Genomic DNA, 19,976 nt, shown 5'->3' with positions numbered 1-19,976 from the left:
ACATATGGCAACAGCAGCTAAACAATACGAAGAATTGACAGTAGAGTCCGCCATTGAGCTTGCGAGAACGCATTATCCATTCCCGGCTGGGGCAGCATTGCAATGCGACGAAATCGGCGATGGCAACTTGAATTACGTGTTCCGCGTGGCGGATCCGGAAAGCGGCAAGAGCGTTATTTTGAAACAGGCGTTGCCATATGCGAAAGTCGTAGGCGAAAGCTGGCCTCTGACGTTGCAGCGCGCACAGATCGAGGCAGATGCCCTTCGGAAACACGGTGAATTCGTGCCGAATCTGGTGCCGGCTGTTTATGCCACGGATGCGGTATTGGCTTTGACGGTCATGGAAGATTTGTCGCATTTGACGATTGCCCGCGAAGGCTTGATTGCCGGAAAGGCGTATCCGCAGCTTTCGACGGATATCGGCGAATACTTGGCGCGCACCTTGTTCCAGACATCGGATTTTGCGCTTCACCCATTTGAAAAGAAAAAGCTCGCTGCGGCTTTCTCGAATCCGGAGCTGTGCAAGATTACCGAAGACCTGATTTTTACAGACCCGTTTTTTGATAATGAAACCAATGATTTCGAGCCGGAGCTGAAAGAGGCTGTGGAAGCGCTATGGGCTAACAAAGCGCTTCAGTTGGAAGCGGCGAAATTGAAGTTTAGTTTTTTGACTGAAGCGGAAGCGCTGCTGCACGGCGATCTCCATACCGGCAGTATCTTCGCCAGCGACAGCGAAACGAAGGTCATCGATCCGGAATTCGCTTATTACGGGCCGATCGGCTTTGATGTCGGCTTGTTTCTCGCAAATTTGATTTTCCAATCGCTGACGCGCAGCGGAGACCAGCGCACAGTGATCCATTCGCATATTGAACGCACGTGGGAAACGTTTGAAGCAAGATTCACGGCCCTTTGGGAAAACAAAGGCATTGAAGCTTACCAAGGAACGGAAGGCTATCTCGAATTCATCATCGAGAAGATTTTCCGGGATGCACTGGGCTTTGCGGGTTGTGAACTGATCCGCCGGACAATCGGCCTGGCGCATGTTAAAGACCTCGACGGCATCGAGGACGCTGGCCGCCGTATTGAATTGAAAAAAAGGGCATTGCAGTTTGGCGAAAAGCTGATTTTGCAGCGTGCTGAAGTGAAAAGCATCTACGAAGTGACAGCGTTAATCGGGGAGGCGAAATAATGGCAATCCCGTTATCAATTTCCTGGAAAGACGGCAAGCTGACGATTTTGGACCAGCAGAAACTGCCTCATGTGATCGAGTACGTGGCGCTGGAAACCTTGGAAGACGTCTATGAAGCGATTTTGACGCTGAAAGTACGCGGCGCGCCGGCAATCGGTATAGCGGCTGCGTATGGATTGGCGCTAGCTGCAGTCCGCCACGACACGGATGAACTCCAAACTTTTTTCCATTTGGTTGAAAAAGACGCGGCGCATTTGGGCAGCTCGCGCCCGACAGCGGTCAATCTGGTATGGGCGCTGAAGCGGCTGACGGCAAAAGTGAAGGGTGCTGCAACAGTCGAGGATGGGAAAGTGCTGTTGCTTGAAGAAGCGGTGCGCATCCATGAAGAAGACGAAGCGGCAGGCCGGAAAATCGGCGAATACGGCCTGTCTTTATTGGAAGGCAAAACGCGCGTCATGACGATTTGCAACGCCGGGTCAATCGCTACTGCAAAATACGGCACAGCTTTGGCGCCGTTCCATCTGGGCAGCGAACTAGGACGGCAATTCGAAGTGTATGCTTGTGAAACGCGCCCGGTTTTTCAAGGGTCCCGGCTCACGGTGTGGGAGCTGCAGCAATCAGACGTTGATGTCACGCTAATCACCGATAGCATGGCCGCCCACACGATTGGTGCAAAAGATATTGAAGCGATCATTGTCGGAGCCGACCGCATTGCTGCGAACGGCGACACCGCGAACAAAATCGGCACCTTGAATTTAGCGCTGCTCGCTGATGCGTACGGCATTCCGTTTTATGTAGCGGCACCGGCATCGACATTCGACTTATCCATTTCTTCCGGCCGAGAAATTCCGATCGAGGAACGCAAAGCGGAAGAAATCACGCATATTGCCGGCATACAAATAGCGCCGGAAGGCACGAAAGTATTCAATCCCGCTTTCGATGTCACACCGGCACGCCTCATCAAAGCCATCATCACCGAACAAGGGGCCATCACCCCGGATTACAAAAAAAATATACCTGCCGTTCTCGGCGCTTACACAGGAAAAGGAGCAAATTCATGAAAAAACAATCGCTTTTATTCATCGCCTTATTATTGATCCTCAGTGCCTTTTTAGCAGCTTGCCAGCCAAAAGGGGAAGTCAGCGAAGAAGGCACGTCAGACGCAACAAAAGCGGAAGCATCGGACCACCCGTTATCCGGCAAAAAAGTAGCATTGATCATGCAAATCAACCTCGGGACGTTTTCTGCCCAATATATTGAAGGGGTAAAAGAGCAGGCCGGAAAATTCGGCGGCAGCGTGACAGTCTTCACTTCTGAAGGCGATTTGGCGAAAATGGCATCGAACCTGGATGCGGCGATCAACCAAGGCTTTGATGCCATATTGATCGATCACGGCACGAAAGAAGCATTGAACCAAGGCGTTGAAAAAGCAGTGGAACAAGGCATTCCGGTTGTGGCATTTGATGCAGGCGTAGATGTAGAAGGCGTTGTTTCTCTTGAGCAAGGCGACCAGAAAATGGCTGAAATGACATTGGAGCGTTTAGCTGAAGACAGCGGCGGCGAAGCGAACATCGTAAAAATCTGGGTAGCTGGCTTTGCACCGATGGAACGCCGCCAAGTCGCTTATGAAAAATTTTTAACGGATAACCCGGGCATCAAAGAAATTACGGCATTTGGCGGAGCGACGAAAAACACCGCTCTTGATACACAGGCACAGATGGAAGCGATTTTGAAACAATACCCGAACGAAGGCGACATAACAGCTGTTTGGGCAGCTTGGGACGAATTTGCGAAAGGTGCAGTGCGCGCGATTGAACAGGCGGGGCGCACAGACATTAAAGTGTACGGCATCGACATGAGCGATGAAGATTTGCAGATGATCCAAAAAGAAAACAGCCCTTGGGTGGCTTCAGCTGCAGTTGATCCGATGGACATCGGGCGCATCCAGGTCCGCTACGCATACCAATTGATCAATGGCGAAACACCGGAAGAAAAAGTGGTGCTGGATCCGGTATTCGTGGATGCTGAAAAACTTCCAACAGAAGCGATTACAACGAATGAATTGAGCGAGTATATTGAAGGATGGGGCGCGAGCGACCAAGGCTATACAGATGATTTGAAGGAACTTGAAGGCAATTAAAAAACGCAACGGAGCTGTCCTGCATGGCGGGGCAGCTCTTTTCTAAGAAAGGAGGCGGGCAGATGGAGCATCCGCTGCTGGAAATGAAGGCTATCCGCAAATCATTCGGCAATGTCACGGCTTTGGAGCAAGCACAGTTCAGCCTTCAAAGGGGCGAAGTCCACGCCTTGCTCGGGGTTAATGGAGCCGGGAAAAGCACATTGATGAAGATTTTATCAGGCGTCTACAGCCAGGACGAAGGGGAAATAACGTTGAACGGCTCGCCGCTGCGGCTGCGTTCGCCGAAAGAGGCAAAAGAGCAAGGGATTTATACGGTCTATCAGGAAGTAGACACGGCCATCGTCGCTGAATTGTCTGTGGCAGAAAATATCCTCCTCGATACGTTTGCTGGAGGGAGCTCTTTTTTTATCTCCCAAAAGAAACTCTACGACGATGCGCGCAAGGTTTTGAAAGAGCTGCAGTCGGACAACATCGCAGTCGGCCAAAAAGCGGCCGATCTGACCTTAGCTGAAAAACAGCTGGTGCTGATCGCAAGGGCACTGGTCCATTCGGCCAAAATCATTATCTTCGATGAACCCACCGCACCGCTGTCGCTGCACGAATCGGCAAAATTATTTTCAGTTATTGAAAGTTTGAAAGCCCAAGGCGTCGGCTGTATTTTCATCTCGCACCGGCTGCCGGAAGTGTTTGAAATCGGCGACCGCATCACCGTCATGGCTGAAGGTAAATGGGTTCAGACCTTTGATGCTAAGGGTGTTTCACAGGAAGAAGTCGTCGAATCGATGCTCGGCGCAAAACTGAGCAACGAATTGGTGCACCGCGACCATGAAATCGGCGCACCGCAATTGACGGTGGAAGGTTTGTCGGACGAAGGCAAATTGAAAAATCTGTCGTTTAGCGCAGCGGCTGGCGAAATTGTCGGCGTCGTCGGATTGGTCGGAGCGGGCAAAACCGAATTGGCGAAAGCACTGTTCGGAGAATCGAAGCTCACCTCCGGAAGCATCAGCCTCGGCGGCAAACTTTTGAAGTTGAAGCATCCATCAGATGCCATCAAGGCAGGCGTCGCGCTGGTACCGGAAGAACGGCGCAAAGAAGGCTTGTTCGTCCAGGAATCGCTGTCGGCCAATGCATCTTTCCCGAACCTCCGAAGATTTTCGCCGAAGTTCTTCATGGACAAAAGAGCGGAAAGGGCGTTTGCCAAAGACATCATCGGACGCCTCCAAATCAAGACCGACAACACCGAGACGCCGCTCATCCATTTAAGCGGCGGCAATCAGCAGAAAGTGGCAATTGGCAAATGGATGTCGCTCGATTCCAGGCTTTACCTATTCGACGAACCGACCAAAGGCGTCGATATCGGCGCAAAGGTGGATATTTTCAAATTGATCCGCCAATTGGCTTCAAGCGGCAAAAGCTGCATTTATTTTTCCAGTGAAATTCATGAAGCGATCGGCATCTCCGATCGGATTTTAGTAATGTACAATGGTCAGATCGTGAAGGAGTTTTCACGGCAAGAAGCGACCCAGGAAAGGATTTTATTATATGCAAGCGGTGGAAAAGAAGAGCGCAGTGAAAATTGGCAGCAGCCCGAAAGAGAAGGCCATACAGTTTCTGTTTAAATATGGTGCCATTGCGTTGCTGGCCATCATCATTTTTTACTTCAGCACAGTCAGCGATGCCTTTTTGACATATGGCAATTTCAGCGACATCATGCGGTCGATTTCGATTGTGACCTTGTTGGCGTTAGGGGTTACGTTCACGCTTGTCGTCGATGGCTTTGATTTATCGGTCGGCTCGACGATGTCGCTGTCAACCGTCGTCACAGCGTCGCTCATGGTGTGGTACGATATGCCGCTATGGCTCGTATTGCTCTTGCCACTGCTGATTGGTGTGCTGGCTGGCGCAGTCAACAGTTTCCTCATTGTCGTCCTCGGCATACCGGATTTGCTCGCAACGCTCAGCATGATGTACATTGTCGCAGGCTTGCACCGTACGTATACGGAAGGCTATTCCATCTACAATAATATGCCGCTGACTTCCGGCGGCACAGCACCTGGGCAGTTGTCGGATGCTTTCTTATGGATCGGCCAGGGTCAGATGCTCGGATTGCCTGTACCGGTCTGGATTATGGTTGTGTTGGTACTCGCTTCATACCTCATCTTGAACCACACGCGCTGGGGACGGGTTTTGTATATGACTGGAGGCAACGCAGAGGCGGCAACATTGTCCGGCGTCAATGTGAAGAAAGTGAAATTTACAGCATATGTCGTATCTGGTGTCTTCGCCTCTATGGCGGGCATCTTGTTCACGGCACGTGTCGGCTCTGGCCAGATCGATGCGGGAGCTCCGCTGATGATGGAAGCGGTAGCCGCGGTCTTCGTTGGCTATTCCGTACTTGGCGCTGGCAAGCCGAATGCACTCGGCACGTTTTTCGGAGCGGCAGTCATCGGCATTTTGCTGAATGGCCTGACTATCCTCAATTTGCCGTATTATGCTTTCGACATCATAAAAGGCGGCGTGCTGGTAGCGGCTCTTGCTGTTACTTATGTCTATGCGAAAAAGAAGTTTTCTAAAAGCTGAATTTGCTCTGATCCACCTCTTTCAAAGAGGTGGATTTTTTTATGGCAAAAAAATGGCAAGCCGGTCCAAATGTATTTATAATATAGTTATTATAATATTTAGATTATTTAAAAGAAAAAAAGAACAGCAGTAATTTTGGAGTGGATTGCCGGTAAGCCCATTTTTAAAAAGGGAGGATAGACTTTCTCATATTCGATCACTGAAATACGAATAAACTGAGGCGCGGCTGCACCTACAGTGTTCATTTTTGCAGCGGCCACGCCAAAGTGCATACGAAAGGAAGTGAATAGAAAATGGGAAAAGATTTTATAAAAGTGGCAAGTGTGTATTTATTGATTGGCATCAGTTTCGGGGTTTACATGGGAATCACTGAGAACTTTGATTATGGCCATACACACGCGCATATTAACTTGTTGGGCTGGGCGACAATGGCAGTCTTTGGGGTGATTTATTGTATTTTTCCAAGAGCGGGAAACAGTAAACTAGGGAAAGTTCATTTCTGGATACACAACATCGGAACACCGATTTTAGTGATGGGAATGTTCTTGTTTGCAGATGGGCCGGACGAAACGGCATTAATACTCGCCACTAGCGGCAGTTTGATTGTTTTGGCTGGAACATTGGTTTTTGTTGTAAATGTATTCTCGAATATAAAAGAAAACGCCACTTCACAAGTTCAAAATAACAAATAGAATGTGGTGCAATGCGTTTTCCGTTGCCTGCTAATGCAAAAGAAATAGCAGTTCGGGCTCCTGCCTCCATCTCCAAACGGCGGGTGTCATAAATAATGTGGATTTCTAAAGCGTGTATTCGCGCGGAAGGAGAAGAGCAATGGGAACACATTTCATTAAACTTGCGAGTATTTTTTTGTTAATCGGAATCGGTTTGGGAATTTACATGGGGATAACGGAAGACTTTAAGTATGGCGATTTACATGCCCATATAAATTTAGTCGGCTGGGTGACAACAGGCATATATGGATTGGTTTATTCGTTTTTTCCACAGATGGGCAACAATAAACTGGCAAAAACTAATTTCTGGCTTCATGTCATTGGAACACCGCTGCTGCTTGTATCAATTTTTTTAATCACCATTAACAATATGGAAGCAGGAATGGCTCTAGGCATACCTGGAGCATTGATTGTTTTGCTGGCTGCCATTATTTTTGCTGTGAATCTATTCAAAAACCTTCATCATACGGTCCGCCAAGCCAATAGCGATCAATAGTAAAAGTAAAAACAGCTACTCGGAGTAGCTGTTTTTGCTTTGAATACAGTTGTTAAGATAGAGAATTATAAAATTCTGCAGTAAAATGTTAACAGGTAGTAAGGCATATAAAGTAAACTATAATTACCAATATTTTTAAGGGGGAAGATTTTTGGAATGTAATAATTGTGCGGTTGCGAGCTTGAAGTTCGAAATTCGCCTGGATGGTGAATTGAACAGTTCGGTTTTGGAACAAGTTGCGGAGTTTTTGGAGAGAAGAGAAATGGCAGTAATCAGAAAAGAGAACAAATTGCAGATGGATGAACAGGGAGCCAGGGAATTCCTTGATTTCTGCAATGACTTGCTTGATCCAGATAAAGTGGCGTTTCGCATCAATCAGGAGTCATGGCAGCCTCTTTCTGAAATTGAACATGTATTCAACATGGCTTGGATTGACGACGTCATCAAGAACGAAAGGCTTATCTGCCATTACCAGCCAATTGTTGATGCCGACAAAAACGTGTTCGCCTATGAGATGCTTTCGCGCTTCCAGAACGAAGACGGCTCGACTATTTACCCCAATGAAATCTTCCCAGCGGCAAAAAGCAGAGGCCGCCTTTACGCGCTTGACCGGGTCTGCCGGATGACTGCTGTGAAACATGCGGCGGTCCTGAATGGGGAAAAGGCGTTTATCAATTTTATCCCAACATCAATTTACTCGCCGGAATTCTGTCTGCGTTCGACGACAGAACTTGCCAATCAATTGGGCGTCGACCCAAAACAATTGGTGTTCGAGGTTGTGGAAACTGAACGAGTGGATGACATGGACCACCTCAAGAAGATTCTTGCCTATTACAAGGAAAAAGGCTTCCAGTACGCGCTGGATGATGTCGGAGAAGGCTATAGCACAGCAGAGGTATTGGCTGAATTGAAACCGAAATACATGAAGCTGGATATGAAGTATGTCCAAGGCGTTGCAGAAGATGCCGCAAAGCAGGCGGTAGCGATGAACTTCCTGCACAAAGCGATCGAAATCGATTCGGTGCCATTAGCTGAAGGCATTGAAGTGGAAGAAGATTTCATTTGGCTGAAAAACAAAGGCTACGAGCTTTTCCAAGGCTATTATTTTGGCAAGCCGTCAGCAGAGCCGCAATTGGTTTAAATTTAAAGGCTTCCGGGACAATCGTTCCGGAAGCCTTTTTAAATGGAATTAACATAAGAAGCCCCAGCGCTGAAACGCCTTGAAAAACAGAAAACCCTTGGGAAAAGAGTTTCTTCCCCCGAGGGTTTATTTTTTCATCAGCAAGTACATGAAATAAGGCGCGCCAATCAATGCGGCCATGATGCCGGCAGGGATGCCTGAAGGTTCAAGCAGGTTCCGGCCGAGCGTGTCCGCGAGCAGGAGCAGCCAGCCGCCGATCAGGATAGCGAGCGGCAAGAACAATTGGTGGCGCGGACCGACAAGTGATTTTGCGATATGCGGAGCCATTAAGCCGATAAAGGCGATGCCGCCCGTTACCGAAACCGCAGCGGCCGCTAATGCAACAGCAGTCATCAGCAAAGTAAGGCGTTCTTTTTCAATGGATACGCCGAGCCCTACAGCAACCGGTTCGCTTAAATTCAGCATATTCAAGCGGTTCGCCTTATACAAGGTGAACGGAATGAGCACCAGCAGCCAGGGAAGGATAGCGAGCACGAAAGGCCAGTCTGTGCCCCAGATATTGCCGGCCAGCCAATTGGCGATGAAATCCACCTTCTCGCGTTCGGCGGAGGAAATCAAGACAATCATGATGCCAGACAACGCCATTGAAAAGCCAATCCCGACCAATACCAGACGGATGGGCTGAAGGCCCGTTTCTTTATTATAGGAAAATGCATAAATCAGCAGCGCTGTGAGAAATGCGCCTGCAAAAGCAACAGCCGGCAGCAAGTAGACGAATAAACCCGGATCGACCGGCATAAACAGGAAGAACACTGCAATCGCCACGCCGGCTCCCGAATTGATGCCGATAATGCCCGGGTCCGCTAAATCATTGCGCGTGATGCTTTGGAGAATGGCGCCGGCGAGCGCAAGCGCCATACCGGCCAATAAGGTGATGAAGATGCGCGGCATGCGAATGGAATACAGCACAAAATCTTCTTTGAACGTGCCTTGTCCGATAAACGTCGCGAACAGGCGGTCATACGACAGGGAAGAATAACCCGAACCGAGGCTTACCACTACGGTTGCGGCAATCAGCAGCATGAACGCATAAAAAAAGCGCCGCTGTTTTTTTACTAAAGCAGCCTGGATCATGTGAATGCTCCTCCTCCTTTACGTACAATAAGCAGGAAGAAAGGCAAGCCCAGCATGGCGACAATCGCCGCTACCGGAGTTTCAAAAGGTGCATTGATCGTTCTTCCAAGCAGATCTGCGAAGAGCATGAAAATGGCTCCTGCAATAGCTGACATGGGAATGATGTGGCGGTAATCGACGCCGACGATGGCGCGCACGATATGCGGCACCAGAAGGCCGACAAAAGCCATATTGCCGGCAAGCGCTACGGCCGCACCGGCAAGCATGGTAATGGCAACGAACAGGAGCGCTTTCGTCTGCATCGTTTTTTGGCCAAGGCCGATCGCTGCTTCCTCACTTAAGCTAAGAATCGATAATTGCCGCGCGAGCAGCAAAGCAATTACCAATGAAACGGCGATAAAAGGGGAAATCACTTTTAGCTGCCCCCACGTCGTGCCGATCAGGCCGCCGGCAGTCCACATCGAAACATCTTTTGAAATCTTGAAATAAATGCCGATGCCTTCAGCCAATGCGCTCAAGAAAGCGGAAATGGCCGCACCGGCCAAGACGATGCGAAACGGCGAAAAGCCACCTCTTTTGACCGAACCGAGCCCGAATACGAGCGCCGCACCAACGGCGGCACCGATAAAGCAAGCAATCATGATACCGAAATAATTGGCAGCCGGTATGAACGCCAGCGTGATGGCAAGCGCCGCATTCGCACCGGCAGTCAAGCCGAGCAGGCCGGGATCTGCTAAAGGATTGCGCGTCATGCCTTGCATGATGGCACCGGACACCGCAAGTGCAGCACCGACAAGAACAGCGGCTAATTCCCGCGGCAGCCGTATTTCACGGATCACCGAAATGGCGTCGTTCGACGCGTTTGAAAAAAGCGCTAGTGTAGTGTCTTTCAAACTGATGTCCGCAGCTCCGAAAGCAATGGAAATGACGAACATGGCGGCAAAAGCAACGGCGCCTGCAGCTATTTTTATGAAAAATGAAGTTTGGTTTGGCATAAGGCATCATCTTTTCTATATAGGCTAAGATTCAGTATTGCATAGCATGTGCTTTAACACCAAAGAGGAATCCCTGTTGGCAGGAATTCCTCTCGCAGCGTTATTGTTTCAGAAAATGTTCCAAGAAGAACTCCAACTGATAGTCCAATGAAATTGGATCATTGAAATAGAATTCCTTGGCGTTGGCTTCGAAAACTTGGCCGTTTTTGACGGCTGGCGTATTTTTATAGACATCGGTTTCTTGGAAAGAGTTGTCTTGTTCGCTGTCTTTGCTGAAGATGACGTAATCGCCCATGTACTCAGGAAGCACTTCTTGCGACAAAGCGTAGAAGCCGTCTTTCAAAGCCATTTCTTCAACTTTGGCAGGCATTTTTAGTTTCATTTCCTGATAAAGGATTTCGGTTCCACGTCCCCAGTTGTCTCCGAACACATACAATTGCTTATCGAAGTTTTCGATGACTGAGACAGTTGCGTCTTCGCCGATTTCAGCACGGATATCATCGCCGGCTTGTTGAGCGCGCGTTTTGAAATCGTCAATCCATGTTTGTGCTTCTTGTTCTTTATTCACTAATTTACCAATTTCCAAATGCTGCGTGAGGTAATCAACTTTGCCATATGTATACGTTACGGTAGGCGCGATTTCCTTCAATTTGTCGATGTTTTTGATTGTCGAAAGGCCAATGATCAAATCTGGATCCAATTCGATGATTTTTTCTAAATTATCTTCTGTCACTTCTTCAACACCCTGCAATTCTTCTTCAAAACGCGGGTTCGCTTTCGACCAGGCATCAACGCCTACCAGCGGAACATCAAGCGCCATGACATTTCCTGCATAAGTGGACAGCACCAAGACGCGCTGCGGGTCTGCCGGGACTTCCACGGGACCGCTTTCGGATTCGTATGTAATCGTATCGGACGAGCCTGATGTTTCAGCAGGCTCAGCAGTTTTGGAATCGGAATTGCATGCAGCAAGCAGCAATGCTGCCAGTAAAACAAGGAATAGGGATAGCTTCTTCATAATGGGTCAAGCTCCTTTGATTAAGTTATAGGTGATGCAGATCGGTTTTTGTGTTCTTGGGTCGATGCCGATGTCAGCGTCGATGCGGAATACGGATTTCAGTACTTCCGGTGTAATGACTTCGTGGCTCGTGCCCGACTTAACAATTTCACCGCTTTTCATGGCAATGATGTGGTCGGCGAAACGCGACGCTTGGTTCAAATCATGGAGCACCATGACGATTGTGCGATGTTGATCTTCATTGAGCTTCTGCAGCAATTCGAGGATTTCGAGCTGATGCGCCATGTCCAGATAGGTGGTCGGCTCATCAAGAAAAATCATTTCGGTTTCCTGGGCGAGCGCCATGGCAATCCAAACGCGCTGGCGCTGGCCGCCGGACAAAGCGTCTACCGGATGGTATTTAAAAAACTGTGTTCCGGTGACGTCGAGCGCCCAATTGATGATTTCGTAGTCTTTGGCGGTCAGGCGCCCGAAACCTTTTTGGTAAGGGAAGCGGCCGTAAGAAACCAGTTCGCCTACTGTCAGACCCGGCGCGCTTTCCGGCGTTTGCGGAAGAATCGCCATTTTCCTGGCGAGCAGCTTTGTGTTTTCCTTGGCAATTTCTTCCCCATCGAGCACGATTGAACCGCCTTGATGGGGGATGACGCGGGTCAGCGCTTTCAGCAGCGTCGATTTCCCGCAGCCATTGGAACCGATAATCGTCGTGATTTTCTTGTCTGGAATCTGCAGCGACAGGTTTTTAACGATTTTCCGTTCCCCGTAGCTAATGTCCAAATTCTCTGCGGACAGGCGCACCATGCATTTTCCTCCTTTCAATATTATTTATGTATATAAGTTGATAATGAGAATCGTTTTCAGTACAATGATAACTATAAAACTAATGAGAATCATTGTCAATTATAAATTGGGAGCAGGTGTGTCAAAATGGTTAATGCAGAGATATTCGACGTCACAATCATCGGAGGTGGACCGGCGGGGCTTTATTCGGCATTCTACAGCGGACTTCGGGAAATGAAGGTAAAACTGATTGAGTTCCAGCCGCAGCTTGGCGGAAAACTCCATGTCTATCCAGAAAAAATGATTTGGGACGTCGGGGGCCAGACGCCGATCCAAGGTGAAAAGCTAATTGCGCAATTGGTGGCACAAGGCCTGACATTCAAGCCTGAAGTCGTTCTCAATGAAAAAATCGAAAAAATCGAGCGGAACCAGGAGGGCCATTTTGAACTTGCAGGCTCTTCAGGGCAGGTGCATCTGTCGAAAACGGTTATCGTGGCAGTAGGGGGCGGCATCCTGAACCCGCAAAAGCTGGAAATCGAAGGCGCTGATCGCTTTGAAGTATCGAACCTGAATTATACGGTGAAGTCGATAGAACGCTTTAAAGGCAAAACAGTGATGATTTCAGGAGGCGGCAATTCAGCCATCGACTGGGCAAACGAGCTGGAACCGATTGCCGGCAAAGTCATGGTAACTTACCGCAAAGGGGAATTGGCGGGGCACGAAGCACAAGTTTCCCAGCTGATGAACAGCAAAGTCCATTGCTTCCTTAATACAGCAATTACGAAACTTATCGCGTCAGATGAGCGCGATGTAGTAGAGTCGGTCGAATTGACCCATCAATTGACGGGAGAAGCGCATCTCGAACCTGTTGATGAAATCATCATCAACCACGGCTATGAGCGGGACGCGACATTGCTCGAAGCAAGCGACTTGCCAATCGATATTGCCGACGGCTATTATATCTCAGGCAATGCGAACAGCGAATCCACGGTGCCTGGGCTTTTTGCTGCGGGTGATATCCTGCAGCATCCAGGCAAGCTGAATCTGATTGCGGGCACTTTCCAAGACGCCGCAAACGCAGTGAACAAAGCAAAGCAATTTATACAGCCAGACGCCAACGGCTTTGCCATGGTGTCTTCACATAATGAAGTATTCAAAGAACGCAATAAGGAATTGGTAAAGCAATTGATCACCTGATTCAGAAACCTCTTGTTTGAATGGGGACATTTGAAGGTATATTACAAATGTCGAGGAAAATTCAAAGGAGGAACTTTAAATGGATTTTAAAGATCATGGAAAAGAACCATATGTATTGAATATCGAAGACGCTACAAAAGAAAACAGCAATTTCCGCACAACGATCTGGACGGGTGAAAACCTGCAAGTGACAGTGATGAGCGTGGAACCGGGAGACGACATCGGGTTGGAAAAACACGAAGGCGACCAATTCCTGCGCATTGAAGACGGCAAAGGCTTCGTGCAGATGGGCGACAGTGAAGACAATCTGACGTTCGAAGAAAATGCCGAAGATGATTATGCAATCATGATTCCAGCTGGAAAATACCACAACGTAACGAATACCGGTGATGAGCCGTTGAAGATTTATTCAATCTACGCACCGCCTGAGCATGAAGCCGGCACTATCCACAAGACAAAAGCCGAAGCGGAAGCTGCAGAAGCGGAAGAAGAATAGAATAAGGAATAGCAAAAGGGCATCCTCAATCTGAGGGTGCCCTTTTTTCATGCAGTTGCAGCAGCGCGGTTAGCGCGGTGTTCTTTTCTTCCGTGCAGAAGATAATACAATACCAGAATAGCAGCTGCGACGGCGCTCAGAATCGCATACAGCTGGCTAAAGCCTGTAACCGAAATGATAAAACCGAGAAGGTAAGGCCCGAAGCCGAGTCCGGCGTCCATAAAGATGAAGAACGTCGATGTTGCTAGCCCCATGCGATGTGACGGCGTCAGTTTTACCGCTACTGCCTGGGTGGTAGATTGGATATTGCCGAAGCCAAGTCCGATCAAGAAGCCTGCCAGCAGAAAAGTGAAGCTGGTTTGGGCTGTGCTCAATAGCAGAAGGCCGGCTGCAAAGATGATGATGGCGGGATACATAACAAAATTGGCGCCTTTGACATCCATCAAGCGGCCAGTGAATGGCCGTGAAAGCAGGATCGCGATGGAGTAGACGAGAAAGAAGAACGTTGCCGCTTCGACGAGCTCCCGGAAGTCGGCGTAAAAGCTGATAAAAGACAGCACGCTGGCGTAGCAGAATCCAGCGATAAACGTGATTAACGCAATCGGAACCGCTTTTGGCTCGACATAATCGGAAATCTTGAACCCTTTCGTTTCGTTAATGTTCGGTGGTGCTTCAATCGGTGGCACTGTAACCAGACAGGAAATAAGCAAGCTGATTGCTCCGAAGATAAGGCAAAGCGTAAAAATCATATCAAATGTCGAATTCTGTGACATATAAAGCCCGATAAATGGGCCAATGGCGGTGGCAAGCGTCGTGCTGAGGCTGAAATAGCCGATTCCTTCGCCCTTTCTCGACATCGGGATGATTTGAGCAATAATGGTGCCCGCAGCGGTGCTGGCGATTCCCAGTGTTACGCCGTGCAGAAAACGAGTGGACATAAGGAATGGAAGCCCAAAGTCCAAGAAATAGAAGAGCGTTGTCAAAGTGAACAGGACGAGTCCGAGAACCATCGTTTTCTTGCGGCCGATGCGGTCGATTGCACGCCCCATGAAAATCCTTCCGGTTAATACACCAATAATGAATATACCGGTGACGAGGCCAGCCTCGCTATTGGAAGCATTGAATTCTTGGACCGCGTAGACGGCAATGGTCACCATTAATAAATAAAAGACAAAGACGAGAAAAAAGTTGACGGACGACGTGAGGATAAAATCCTTCGTCCATAAAGGGGCTCTATTTTTGTTCAATTTGTATGCTCCTTACTGGTTAGTTGATGGCGTATCCCTTTCATGATGCTTGTGGTCTGCTGTTGCTGGGGTTCCGGGATGCCGTAGAGGATTTCCTCTTCGAGCAAATCTACCGCTTTTCGCACTTCTATATATAATGCGGCTCCCGACTCGCTCATTTCGACCCGTTTTTCCCGGCGGTCTTTACCGGGGACGAGCGATAGATAGCCGACTTTCTCCAAGCGGTTTATCGTGCGAGTGATCGTCGGTTTTTCAACGCGCAAATATTGGGCGAGTTCGACTAAAGTGGCCGATCCGTTATTGGCAAGATAATGAAGAATCGACCATTGTGCACGATATAACCCGTAATTGCCCAGTACATCGTTCAAATGGTGCTCAAATGATCGGTACAACAGCATAAACTGCTGGAAAAATTCCTGAGAAGATTTCATGTTATGCCTCCTTGATTATTAATTCGGGAAGCTAATGGTTAGCTAAGGTAACTATTAGATGATAAAGCAAAAAAATAGGATTGTCCATAGTTTTGTACTGATAAATGAGTAATGAAAAAAGAAAAGAATGATAAGGAAATATGTTCCAATTTATAGAAGATTCAATTATACTTTATTAAATTAGAAAGGGGGTTCAGTATGATGGATAAAATCGATTCGGGGTTCCGTTGGGTCGGCAGTGAAAGCAATTTTGTGGATCGTCTGGACGTCCAGGACATAAATGGCTTGGTGGTTGGCCGTTTCGGCGGCAACTCGTCAGCAGGGCAATATAAAAACGAAGATGCATGCCTTGTTTGGAAAGATAGAACCGAAGACTGGGAATTCGTGATGCTGCTGGATGCCCATAATACAGCGGAAAGTGCAGAGGCCGTTCTGGAGCAAGTCGAAACGCATGAACAAGAAGTGAAGCTGCTGCTAGCGCAAGCAGTCAGCGGCGATTTTTTCAGGAACTTGGAGCACATGGTTTTGGAAATGTTCCAACAGGAAGCGTTCTTACAAGCTTGCCGGAATGTGCACGGGGAGACCGCTTGTCTGATTGTGGTGCGCAAAGGGAAATACGTCTGGTGGTTTTCGGTAGGAGACTGCCTTATGTATTTATTCCATCCGGAACTAAAGGCTCTTGGGCAATATCAGCTCAACCAACGCCAGTTTTATGAGTGGATTGGCGAGGTAAATACGTTTGATCAACCGATCCCATGTTACTCTGCTGGAACGAGAGAGTTGCGGCAAGGTGTAAATCGCGTGTTCTTGACGACAGATGGGCTGGTCGAATGTCCAGGCGGAGTTTTTAGGGAGCCGGCAAGTATATATGAGGCAAAGACCGGGAAAGTCGGCGTTGAATTGATGCTAAAGAAGATACAGGAACATGGCGTGCGAGACAGTACGACAATTATTTCCTGGGAAATAACGGTCTTTGAACCGGCTGCGATGGCCAGCGATCAATGAAAGGCGGTAAACGAAGATGGAAATAGAAGAGATTTATAAAACAATGCCGACTATGGAAACGGAAAGGCTAATTCTCCGCAAACTGATGATGCAAGACGCGGAAGACATGTTTAACTATGCTTGCGAACCGGCTGTTTCCCGTTTCATGCCGTGGGAAGCGCACAAAACAATAAAAGAAACGAAGGAATTCATCGGGTTCATTTTAGCAGGTTATGAAGGGCAGCGAAAATTGACATGGGCAATTGAACTGAAGGCCACAGGCGAAATGATTGGCACCATCGATTTCATTAAGTGGCTGCCGAAGCATGGAAGGGCAGAAATTGCCTATGCATTATCGCGTCAGTATTGGGGGATGGGTTATATGCCGGAAGCTGCAAAAGCTTTGATGGCTTTCGGTTTTAACAATATGGAGCTCAACAAGGTTGAAGCTTCCATACTGTTGGGTAATTGCCAGTCACGCAGCGTTTTAGAAAAAATAGGCATGTCTTTCGAAGGCGTGGCCCGTCAACACTTTAAATTAAGGGATGAATTTGTTGATTTGGCGATGTATTCCATACTGCGAAGTGAATTTTTAGCATCCCAATGATAAACCCAGGGTTTCGAATGAAAACCGGCAAGGAAAGAAGCAGCATTTTCCATTGCCGGTTTGTTTTAAAAATCAAATTTTTTGGGCTGGATGGAGGACAACTTTTATTCAAGTGAATTGTTCTGTTTACCTTATTCGAATTTCTTCCGCCGCTTCTGGGAGCCCATCCTGAAAACCATGGTCGCTTCCCGGGAGCTGCCTCACTATCGCTCTCGGCAAACTTTCCATGTATTTTTCCAAATGCTTGAAAGGTACGATTTCGTCGCCAATGCTGTGAAAAAGAACCACATCAGGAAAACGTGAATATCGGGAAGCAAAGTCATCTGCCAACTTAAAGTCCTCCAATTCCCAATCTTCATCGATCCCCCAAAAAGGTGCTGCAATCGTAATGAGCTTGGCAAACGTCTTTCCGTGTTCTTCTTCTGCCAGAAACTTCAACAAAGCCGATCCGCCTATTGAATGGCCCACCAGTACTGCTCCATCTTCCAAAGAAGCAATCGATTCTTTCAACTTTTTCTGCCATTCCGGGTACTGGGGGTCTTCCGGATCCGGCATTTTTGGAGCAATTACCTGAAAAGCTGATCCCAGCTCGCCCTCCAAGGACTGCAGCAATCCTGTACTTCCTTGTTTTTCCCCTTGAGGGCCGGCACTGTGGATGAATAAAACCTGCTTCATGGAAGCCGCCTCCTTTAGTGTCACCATAGTCCCTTTGCTGAGAACAAGAAAAGTCTAGCGCTAAGATGTTTTCACTTTATATTTCTCCGTTATTTCGCTTTTCAAACATCCCTTTCCACTTCTAATCCTGATAAAATACAGGTAACTAAAGAGGCCATGACTTTATTGACAGGAGTGAATTGCATGATGAATAAGACCAAAATGAAAATAGCTAAACCTGCTCATGATGTATTTGAAGCATTTGCAGATCCCGAGAAAATCGGAAACTTCTGGTTTTCCTCAAGTTCTGAACGGTGGCAACCTGGCAGGACCATCATTTTGCGATATGAAGAATACGATGCTGAAGGAAAAATCGATGTTTTAGATATGGATCCTGATCGAAAAATTGTTTTTCAGGATGAATCTCAGCATCTGGTCACCATTACACTAATTGAAGAATCGCCCTCTTCCACAATCATTGAAGTCACTGAAGAGGGGTTCGATGAATCGGCACCCCAATTTATAGCTGAACTGGTCGACAATAAAGAAGGATGGGTTTACGCCTTAACGTGCTTAAAAGCTTATCTGGAATACGGCGTCAATTTACGGGCAGCACTCGTCAAATAAGAGGAGCGATTCCAATGGAGAAAAAACCTTTAGAAGAGGAACATGATTTTCCTAGAAGCATCGGCAAACCGGCGCAGCGTGCGCTTTTGGCTGCAGGCTATCACCGGCTGCAGGACCTGGCTTCAGCCAAAGAGCAGGATTTGCTCGACTTGCATGGCTTTGGCCCGAAAGCATTGAGCATACTGCGCCAAACTCTTGCAGAACAGGGTTTGGGTTTTAAATCCTAAAACAGCCCACATAAAAAGCCATTCCGAAATCAAGTGATTTCGGAATGGCTTTCTTCTATAATGTGGCTTAGTTTATTGCCGATTCCTGGAACGCCGTTTGCTTCGGCTGTGCTTTGTGTTCAAGCACGCGGCTCCATGCACTCAGCAGCACTGCGCCAAAGACCATGATTGCACCTACCCAGGAAGTATGGATAAGGCCAATCGAATCTGCCACCATACCTCCGATTACAGCACCGATGGCAATTCCTGCATTGAACGCAGCAATATTGATGGCGGAAGCCGTGTCTACAGCGCTTGGCACGTAGCGTTCAGCAAGCATGACCGCATAAACCTGCAGACCGGGAACATTCATGAACGCGAACAAGCCCATTAATAGGATTGTTATCAAGCCGGCAATTTTGAATGGTGCTGTAAATGACAGTACCAGCAAAATGACGGCCTGGATCAGGAACATGTAAAACAACGCTTTGATCGGATTGCGGTTTGCGAGCTTGCCGCCGATGGTATTGCCGGCAGCAATCGCGATGCCGTAGCCCAGCAGAATAAGCGTCACCGTGCCCGCTTTAAAGCCCGTGACTTCCTGAAGCAACGGGGACAGGTACGTGAAGACGACGAATGTTCCGCCATAGCCAAGAGCGGTGATGGCAAATACCAGCAACAGCCGGCCATTCGTCACCAGTTTGGCCTGGTCACGGAATGTGGTGCGCGCCGCTTTCTTCAAATCAGATGGAACCAGCAGGCTGTTGCCGATAAACGCGATGATTCCGATAACGACAATGGCCATGAATGCGAAGCGCCAGCCGAATTGCTGGCCAAGGAAAGTGCCGAAGGGAACGCCGGTGACGGTGGCTACCGTCAAGCCAGTGAACATTAAGGCGATAGCGCTGGCTCTCTTGTTTTCCGGCACAAGATCCGCCGCAATCGTTGCGCCGATGGCCATGAAGACGCCGTGCGCCAAAGCGGAAACGACCCGGGCAGCTAAAAGAACAGTGACAGTCGAAGCAGTTGCGGCAATAAGATTTCCGATGATAAAGACGACCATGATCCACAGCAGCAAGGTTTTCCGAGGCATGTTCGATGTCATAGAGGTCAGCACCGGTGCACCAACCATTACACCAAGTGCATATAAGGAAACCGTCAAGCCGGCAGTGGTGACAGAGATACCCAAATCAGCAGCGATCATCGGCAGCAAGCCGACACTGATAAATTCAGTCGTGCCGATTGCGAATGCACTAAGGGCTAACGCCAATAGCGCGAAATTACTTCTTCTTTTATTTAAAGACATTTTTTTCTCCTCCAATAAAT

22 protein-coding genes are annotated in these 19,976 nt (G+C 48.3%); 14 read left to right on the top strand and 8 right to left on the bottom strand.

Annotated features, from left to right (window positions below; genetic code table 11):
• The first annotated feature begins 4 nt into the window (after positions 1-4).
• From mtnK to AC4EHJ_RS10355, 8 genes are all read left to right on the top strand, one after another.
• Positions 5-1,189 carry an S-methyl-5-thioribose kinase gene (gene mtnK / locus AC4EHJ_RS10390; RefSeq protein WP_490975488.1) on the top strand — a complete coding sequence of 395 codons (1,185 nt, stop codon included), beginning with the start codon at positions 5-7 and terminating at the stop codon, positions 1,187-1,189.
• Entirely contained in the window at positions 1,189-2,250 is a 1,062-nt protein-coding gene (gene mtnA / locus AC4EHJ_RS10385) for an S-methyl-5-thioribose-1-phosphate isomerase (protein WP_490975487.1), read from the top strand. Before mtnK ends, mtnA begins: the two co-directional genes overlap by 1 nt.
• Positions 2,247-3,329, top strand: coding sequence for a sugar ABC transporter substrate-binding protein (locus AC4EHJ_RS10380; protein WP_490975486.1), 1,083 nt, complete (start codon positions 2,247-2,249; stop codon positions 3,327-3,329). Before mtnA ends, AC4EHJ_RS10380 begins: the two co-directional genes overlap by 4 nt.
• A 62-nt stretch (positions 3,330-3,391) precedes the next feature.
• Complete coding sequence (locus AC4EHJ_RS10375) at positions 3,392-4,948, top strand: sugar ABC transporter ATP-binding protein (protein ID WP_490975485.1); 1,557 nt, start codon at positions 3,392-3,394, stop codon at positions 4,946-4,948.
• A complete protein-coding gene (locus AC4EHJ_RS10370; RefSeq protein ID WP_490975484.1) occupies positions 4,872-5,909 on the top strand; it encodes an ABC transporter permease in 1,038 nt (345 codons plus the stop codon). The genes AC4EHJ_RS10375 and AC4EHJ_RS10370 overlap by 77 nt, the downstream gene beginning before the upstream one ends.
• A gap of 293 nt (positions 5,910-6,202) precedes the next feature.
• Positions 6,203-6,601, top strand: coding sequence for a cytochrome-c oxidase (locus tag AC4EHJ_RS10365; RefSeq protein ID WP_490975483.1), 399 nt, complete (start codon positions 6,203-6,205; stop codon positions 6,599-6,601).
• A 139-nt stretch (positions 6,602-6,740) separates the two neighbouring features.
• On the top strand, positions 6,741-7,136 hold the full coding sequence (locus AC4EHJ_RS10360; protein ID WP_490975482.1) for a cytochrome-c oxidase: 396 nt from the start codon (positions 6,741-6,743) through the stop codon (positions 7,134-7,136).
• Positions 7,137-7,287: 151 nt separating this feature from the next.
• A complete protein-coding gene (locus AC4EHJ_RS10355; protein ID WP_490975481.1) occupies positions 7,288-8,277 on the top strand; it encodes an EAL domain-containing protein in 990 nt (329 codons plus the stop codon).
• Between the two features lie 126 nt (positions 8,278-8,403).
• Here AC4EHJ_RS10355 and AC4EHJ_RS10350 read toward each other — a convergent pair whose 3' ends face one another.
• From AC4EHJ_RS10350 to AC4EHJ_RS10335, 4 genes are all read right to left on the bottom strand, one after another.
• Positions 8,404-9,411 carry a FecCD family ABC transporter permease gene (locus AC4EHJ_RS10350; RefSeq protein ID WP_490975480.1) on the bottom strand — a complete coding sequence of 336 codons (1,008 nt, stop codon included), beginning with the start codon at positions 9,409-9,411 and terminating at the stop codon, positions 8,404-8,406.
• Positions 9,408-10,406: a FecCD family ABC transporter permease gene (locus tag AC4EHJ_RS10345; RefSeq protein ID WP_490975479.1), complete on the bottom strand. Its 999-nt coding sequence runs from the start codon at positions 10,404-10,406 to the stop codon at positions 9,408-9,410. Before AC4EHJ_RS10345 ends, AC4EHJ_RS10350 begins: the two co-directional genes overlap by 4 nt.
• 100 nt (positions 10,407-10,506) lie before the next feature.
• Positions 10,507-11,424: an iron-hydroxamate ABC transporter substrate-binding protein gene (locus tag AC4EHJ_RS10340; RefSeq protein WP_490975478.1), complete on the bottom strand. Its 918-nt coding sequence runs from the start codon at positions 11,422-11,424 to the stop codon at positions 10,507-10,509.
• Positions 11,425-11,430: 6 nt separating this feature from the next.
• Positions 11,431-12,222 carry an ABC transporter ATP-binding protein gene (locus AC4EHJ_RS10335; RefSeq protein WP_490975477.1) on the bottom strand — a complete coding sequence of 264 codons (792 nt, stop codon included), beginning with the start codon at positions 12,220-12,222 and terminating at the stop codon, positions 11,431-11,433.
• A 126-nt stretch (positions 12,223-12,348) separates the two neighbouring features.
• On the opposite strand from AC4EHJ_RS10335, the gene AC4EHJ_RS10330 reads away from it, so the two are divergent.
• Both AC4EHJ_RS10330 and AC4EHJ_RS10325 read left to right on the top strand, forming a co-directional pair.
• Entirely contained in the window at positions 12,349-13,398 is a 1,050-nt protein-coding gene (locus AC4EHJ_RS10330) for an NAD(P)/FAD-dependent oxidoreductase (protein WP_490975476.1), read from the top strand.
• A 79-nt stretch (positions 13,399-13,477) separates the two neighbouring features.
• Positions 13,478-13,894, top strand: a complete 417-nt coding sequence (locus AC4EHJ_RS10325; protein ID WP_490975475.1) for a cupin domain-containing protein — start codon at positions 13,478-13,480, stop codon at positions 13,892-13,894.
• A gap of 47 nt (positions 13,895-13,941) precedes the next feature.
• Here AC4EHJ_RS10325 and AC4EHJ_RS10320 read toward each other — a convergent pair whose 3' ends face one another.
• Positions 13,942-15,141, bottom strand: a complete 1,200-nt coding sequence (locus tag AC4EHJ_RS10320; RefSeq protein ID WP_490975474.1) for an MFS transporter — start codon at positions 15,139-15,141, stop codon at positions 13,942-13,944.
• Positions 15,138-15,572, bottom strand: coding sequence for a MarR family winged helix-turn-helix transcriptional regulator (locus AC4EHJ_RS10315; RefSeq protein ID WP_490975473.1), 435 nt, complete (start codon positions 15,570-15,572; stop codon positions 15,138-15,140). The genes AC4EHJ_RS10320 and AC4EHJ_RS10315 overlap by 4 nt, the downstream gene beginning before the upstream one ends.
• A gap of 198 nt (positions 15,573-15,770) precedes the next feature.
• On the opposite strand from AC4EHJ_RS10315, the gene AC4EHJ_RS10310 reads away from it, so the two are divergent.
• Complete coding sequence (locus AC4EHJ_RS10310) at positions 15,771-16,577, top strand: PP2C family serine/threonine-protein phosphatase (RefSeq protein WP_490975472.1); 807 nt, start codon at positions 15,771-15,773, stop codon at positions 16,575-16,577.
• Between the two features lie 16 nt (positions 16,578-16,593).
• Positions 16,594-17,163, top strand: coding sequence for a GNAT family N-acetyltransferase (locus AC4EHJ_RS10305; RefSeq protein WP_490975471.1), 570 nt, complete (start codon positions 16,594-16,596; stop codon positions 17,161-17,163).
• A gap of 126 nt (positions 17,164-17,289) precedes the next feature.
• Here the strand turns inward: AC4EHJ_RS10305 and AC4EHJ_RS10300 are convergent, their stop codons facing one another.
• Entirely contained in the window at positions 17,290-17,838 is a 549-nt protein-coding gene (locus tag AC4EHJ_RS10300) for an alpha/beta hydrolase (RefSeq protein WP_490975470.1), read from the bottom strand.
• 183 nt (positions 17,839-18,021) lie between these two features.
• Here AC4EHJ_RS10300 and AC4EHJ_RS10295 point away from each other — a divergent pair, with 183 nt between their 5' ends.
• Together AC4EHJ_RS10295 and AC4EHJ_RS10290 are read left to right on the top strand one after the other, a co-directional pair.
• Positions 18,022-18,444, top strand: coding sequence for an SRPBCC family protein (locus tag AC4EHJ_RS10295; protein WP_490975469.1), 423 nt, complete (start codon positions 18,022-18,024; stop codon positions 18,442-18,444).
• Positions 18,445-18,458: 14 nt separating this feature from the next.
• Positions 18,459-18,671: a helix-hairpin-helix domain-containing protein gene (locus tag AC4EHJ_RS10290; protein ID WP_490975468.1), complete on the top strand. Its 213-nt coding sequence runs from the start codon at positions 18,459-18,461 to the stop codon at positions 18,669-18,671.
• A 67-nt stretch (positions 18,672-18,738) separates the two neighbouring features.
• On the opposite strand, the gene AC4EHJ_RS10285 is transcribed toward AC4EHJ_RS10290, so the two are convergent.
• A complete protein-coding gene (locus tag AC4EHJ_RS10285; protein WP_490975467.1) occupies positions 18,739-19,956 on the bottom strand; it encodes an MFS transporter in 1,218 nt (405 codons plus the stop codon).
• Between the last annotated feature and the right edge of the window lie 20 nt (positions 19,957-19,976).

It is taken from the genome of Planococcus sp. TJ-301 (assembly GCF_058268475.1).
The sequence above is the reverse complement of the archived record's forward strand: the minus strand, read 5'-3'. Positions and strand labels throughout refer to the sequence as shown.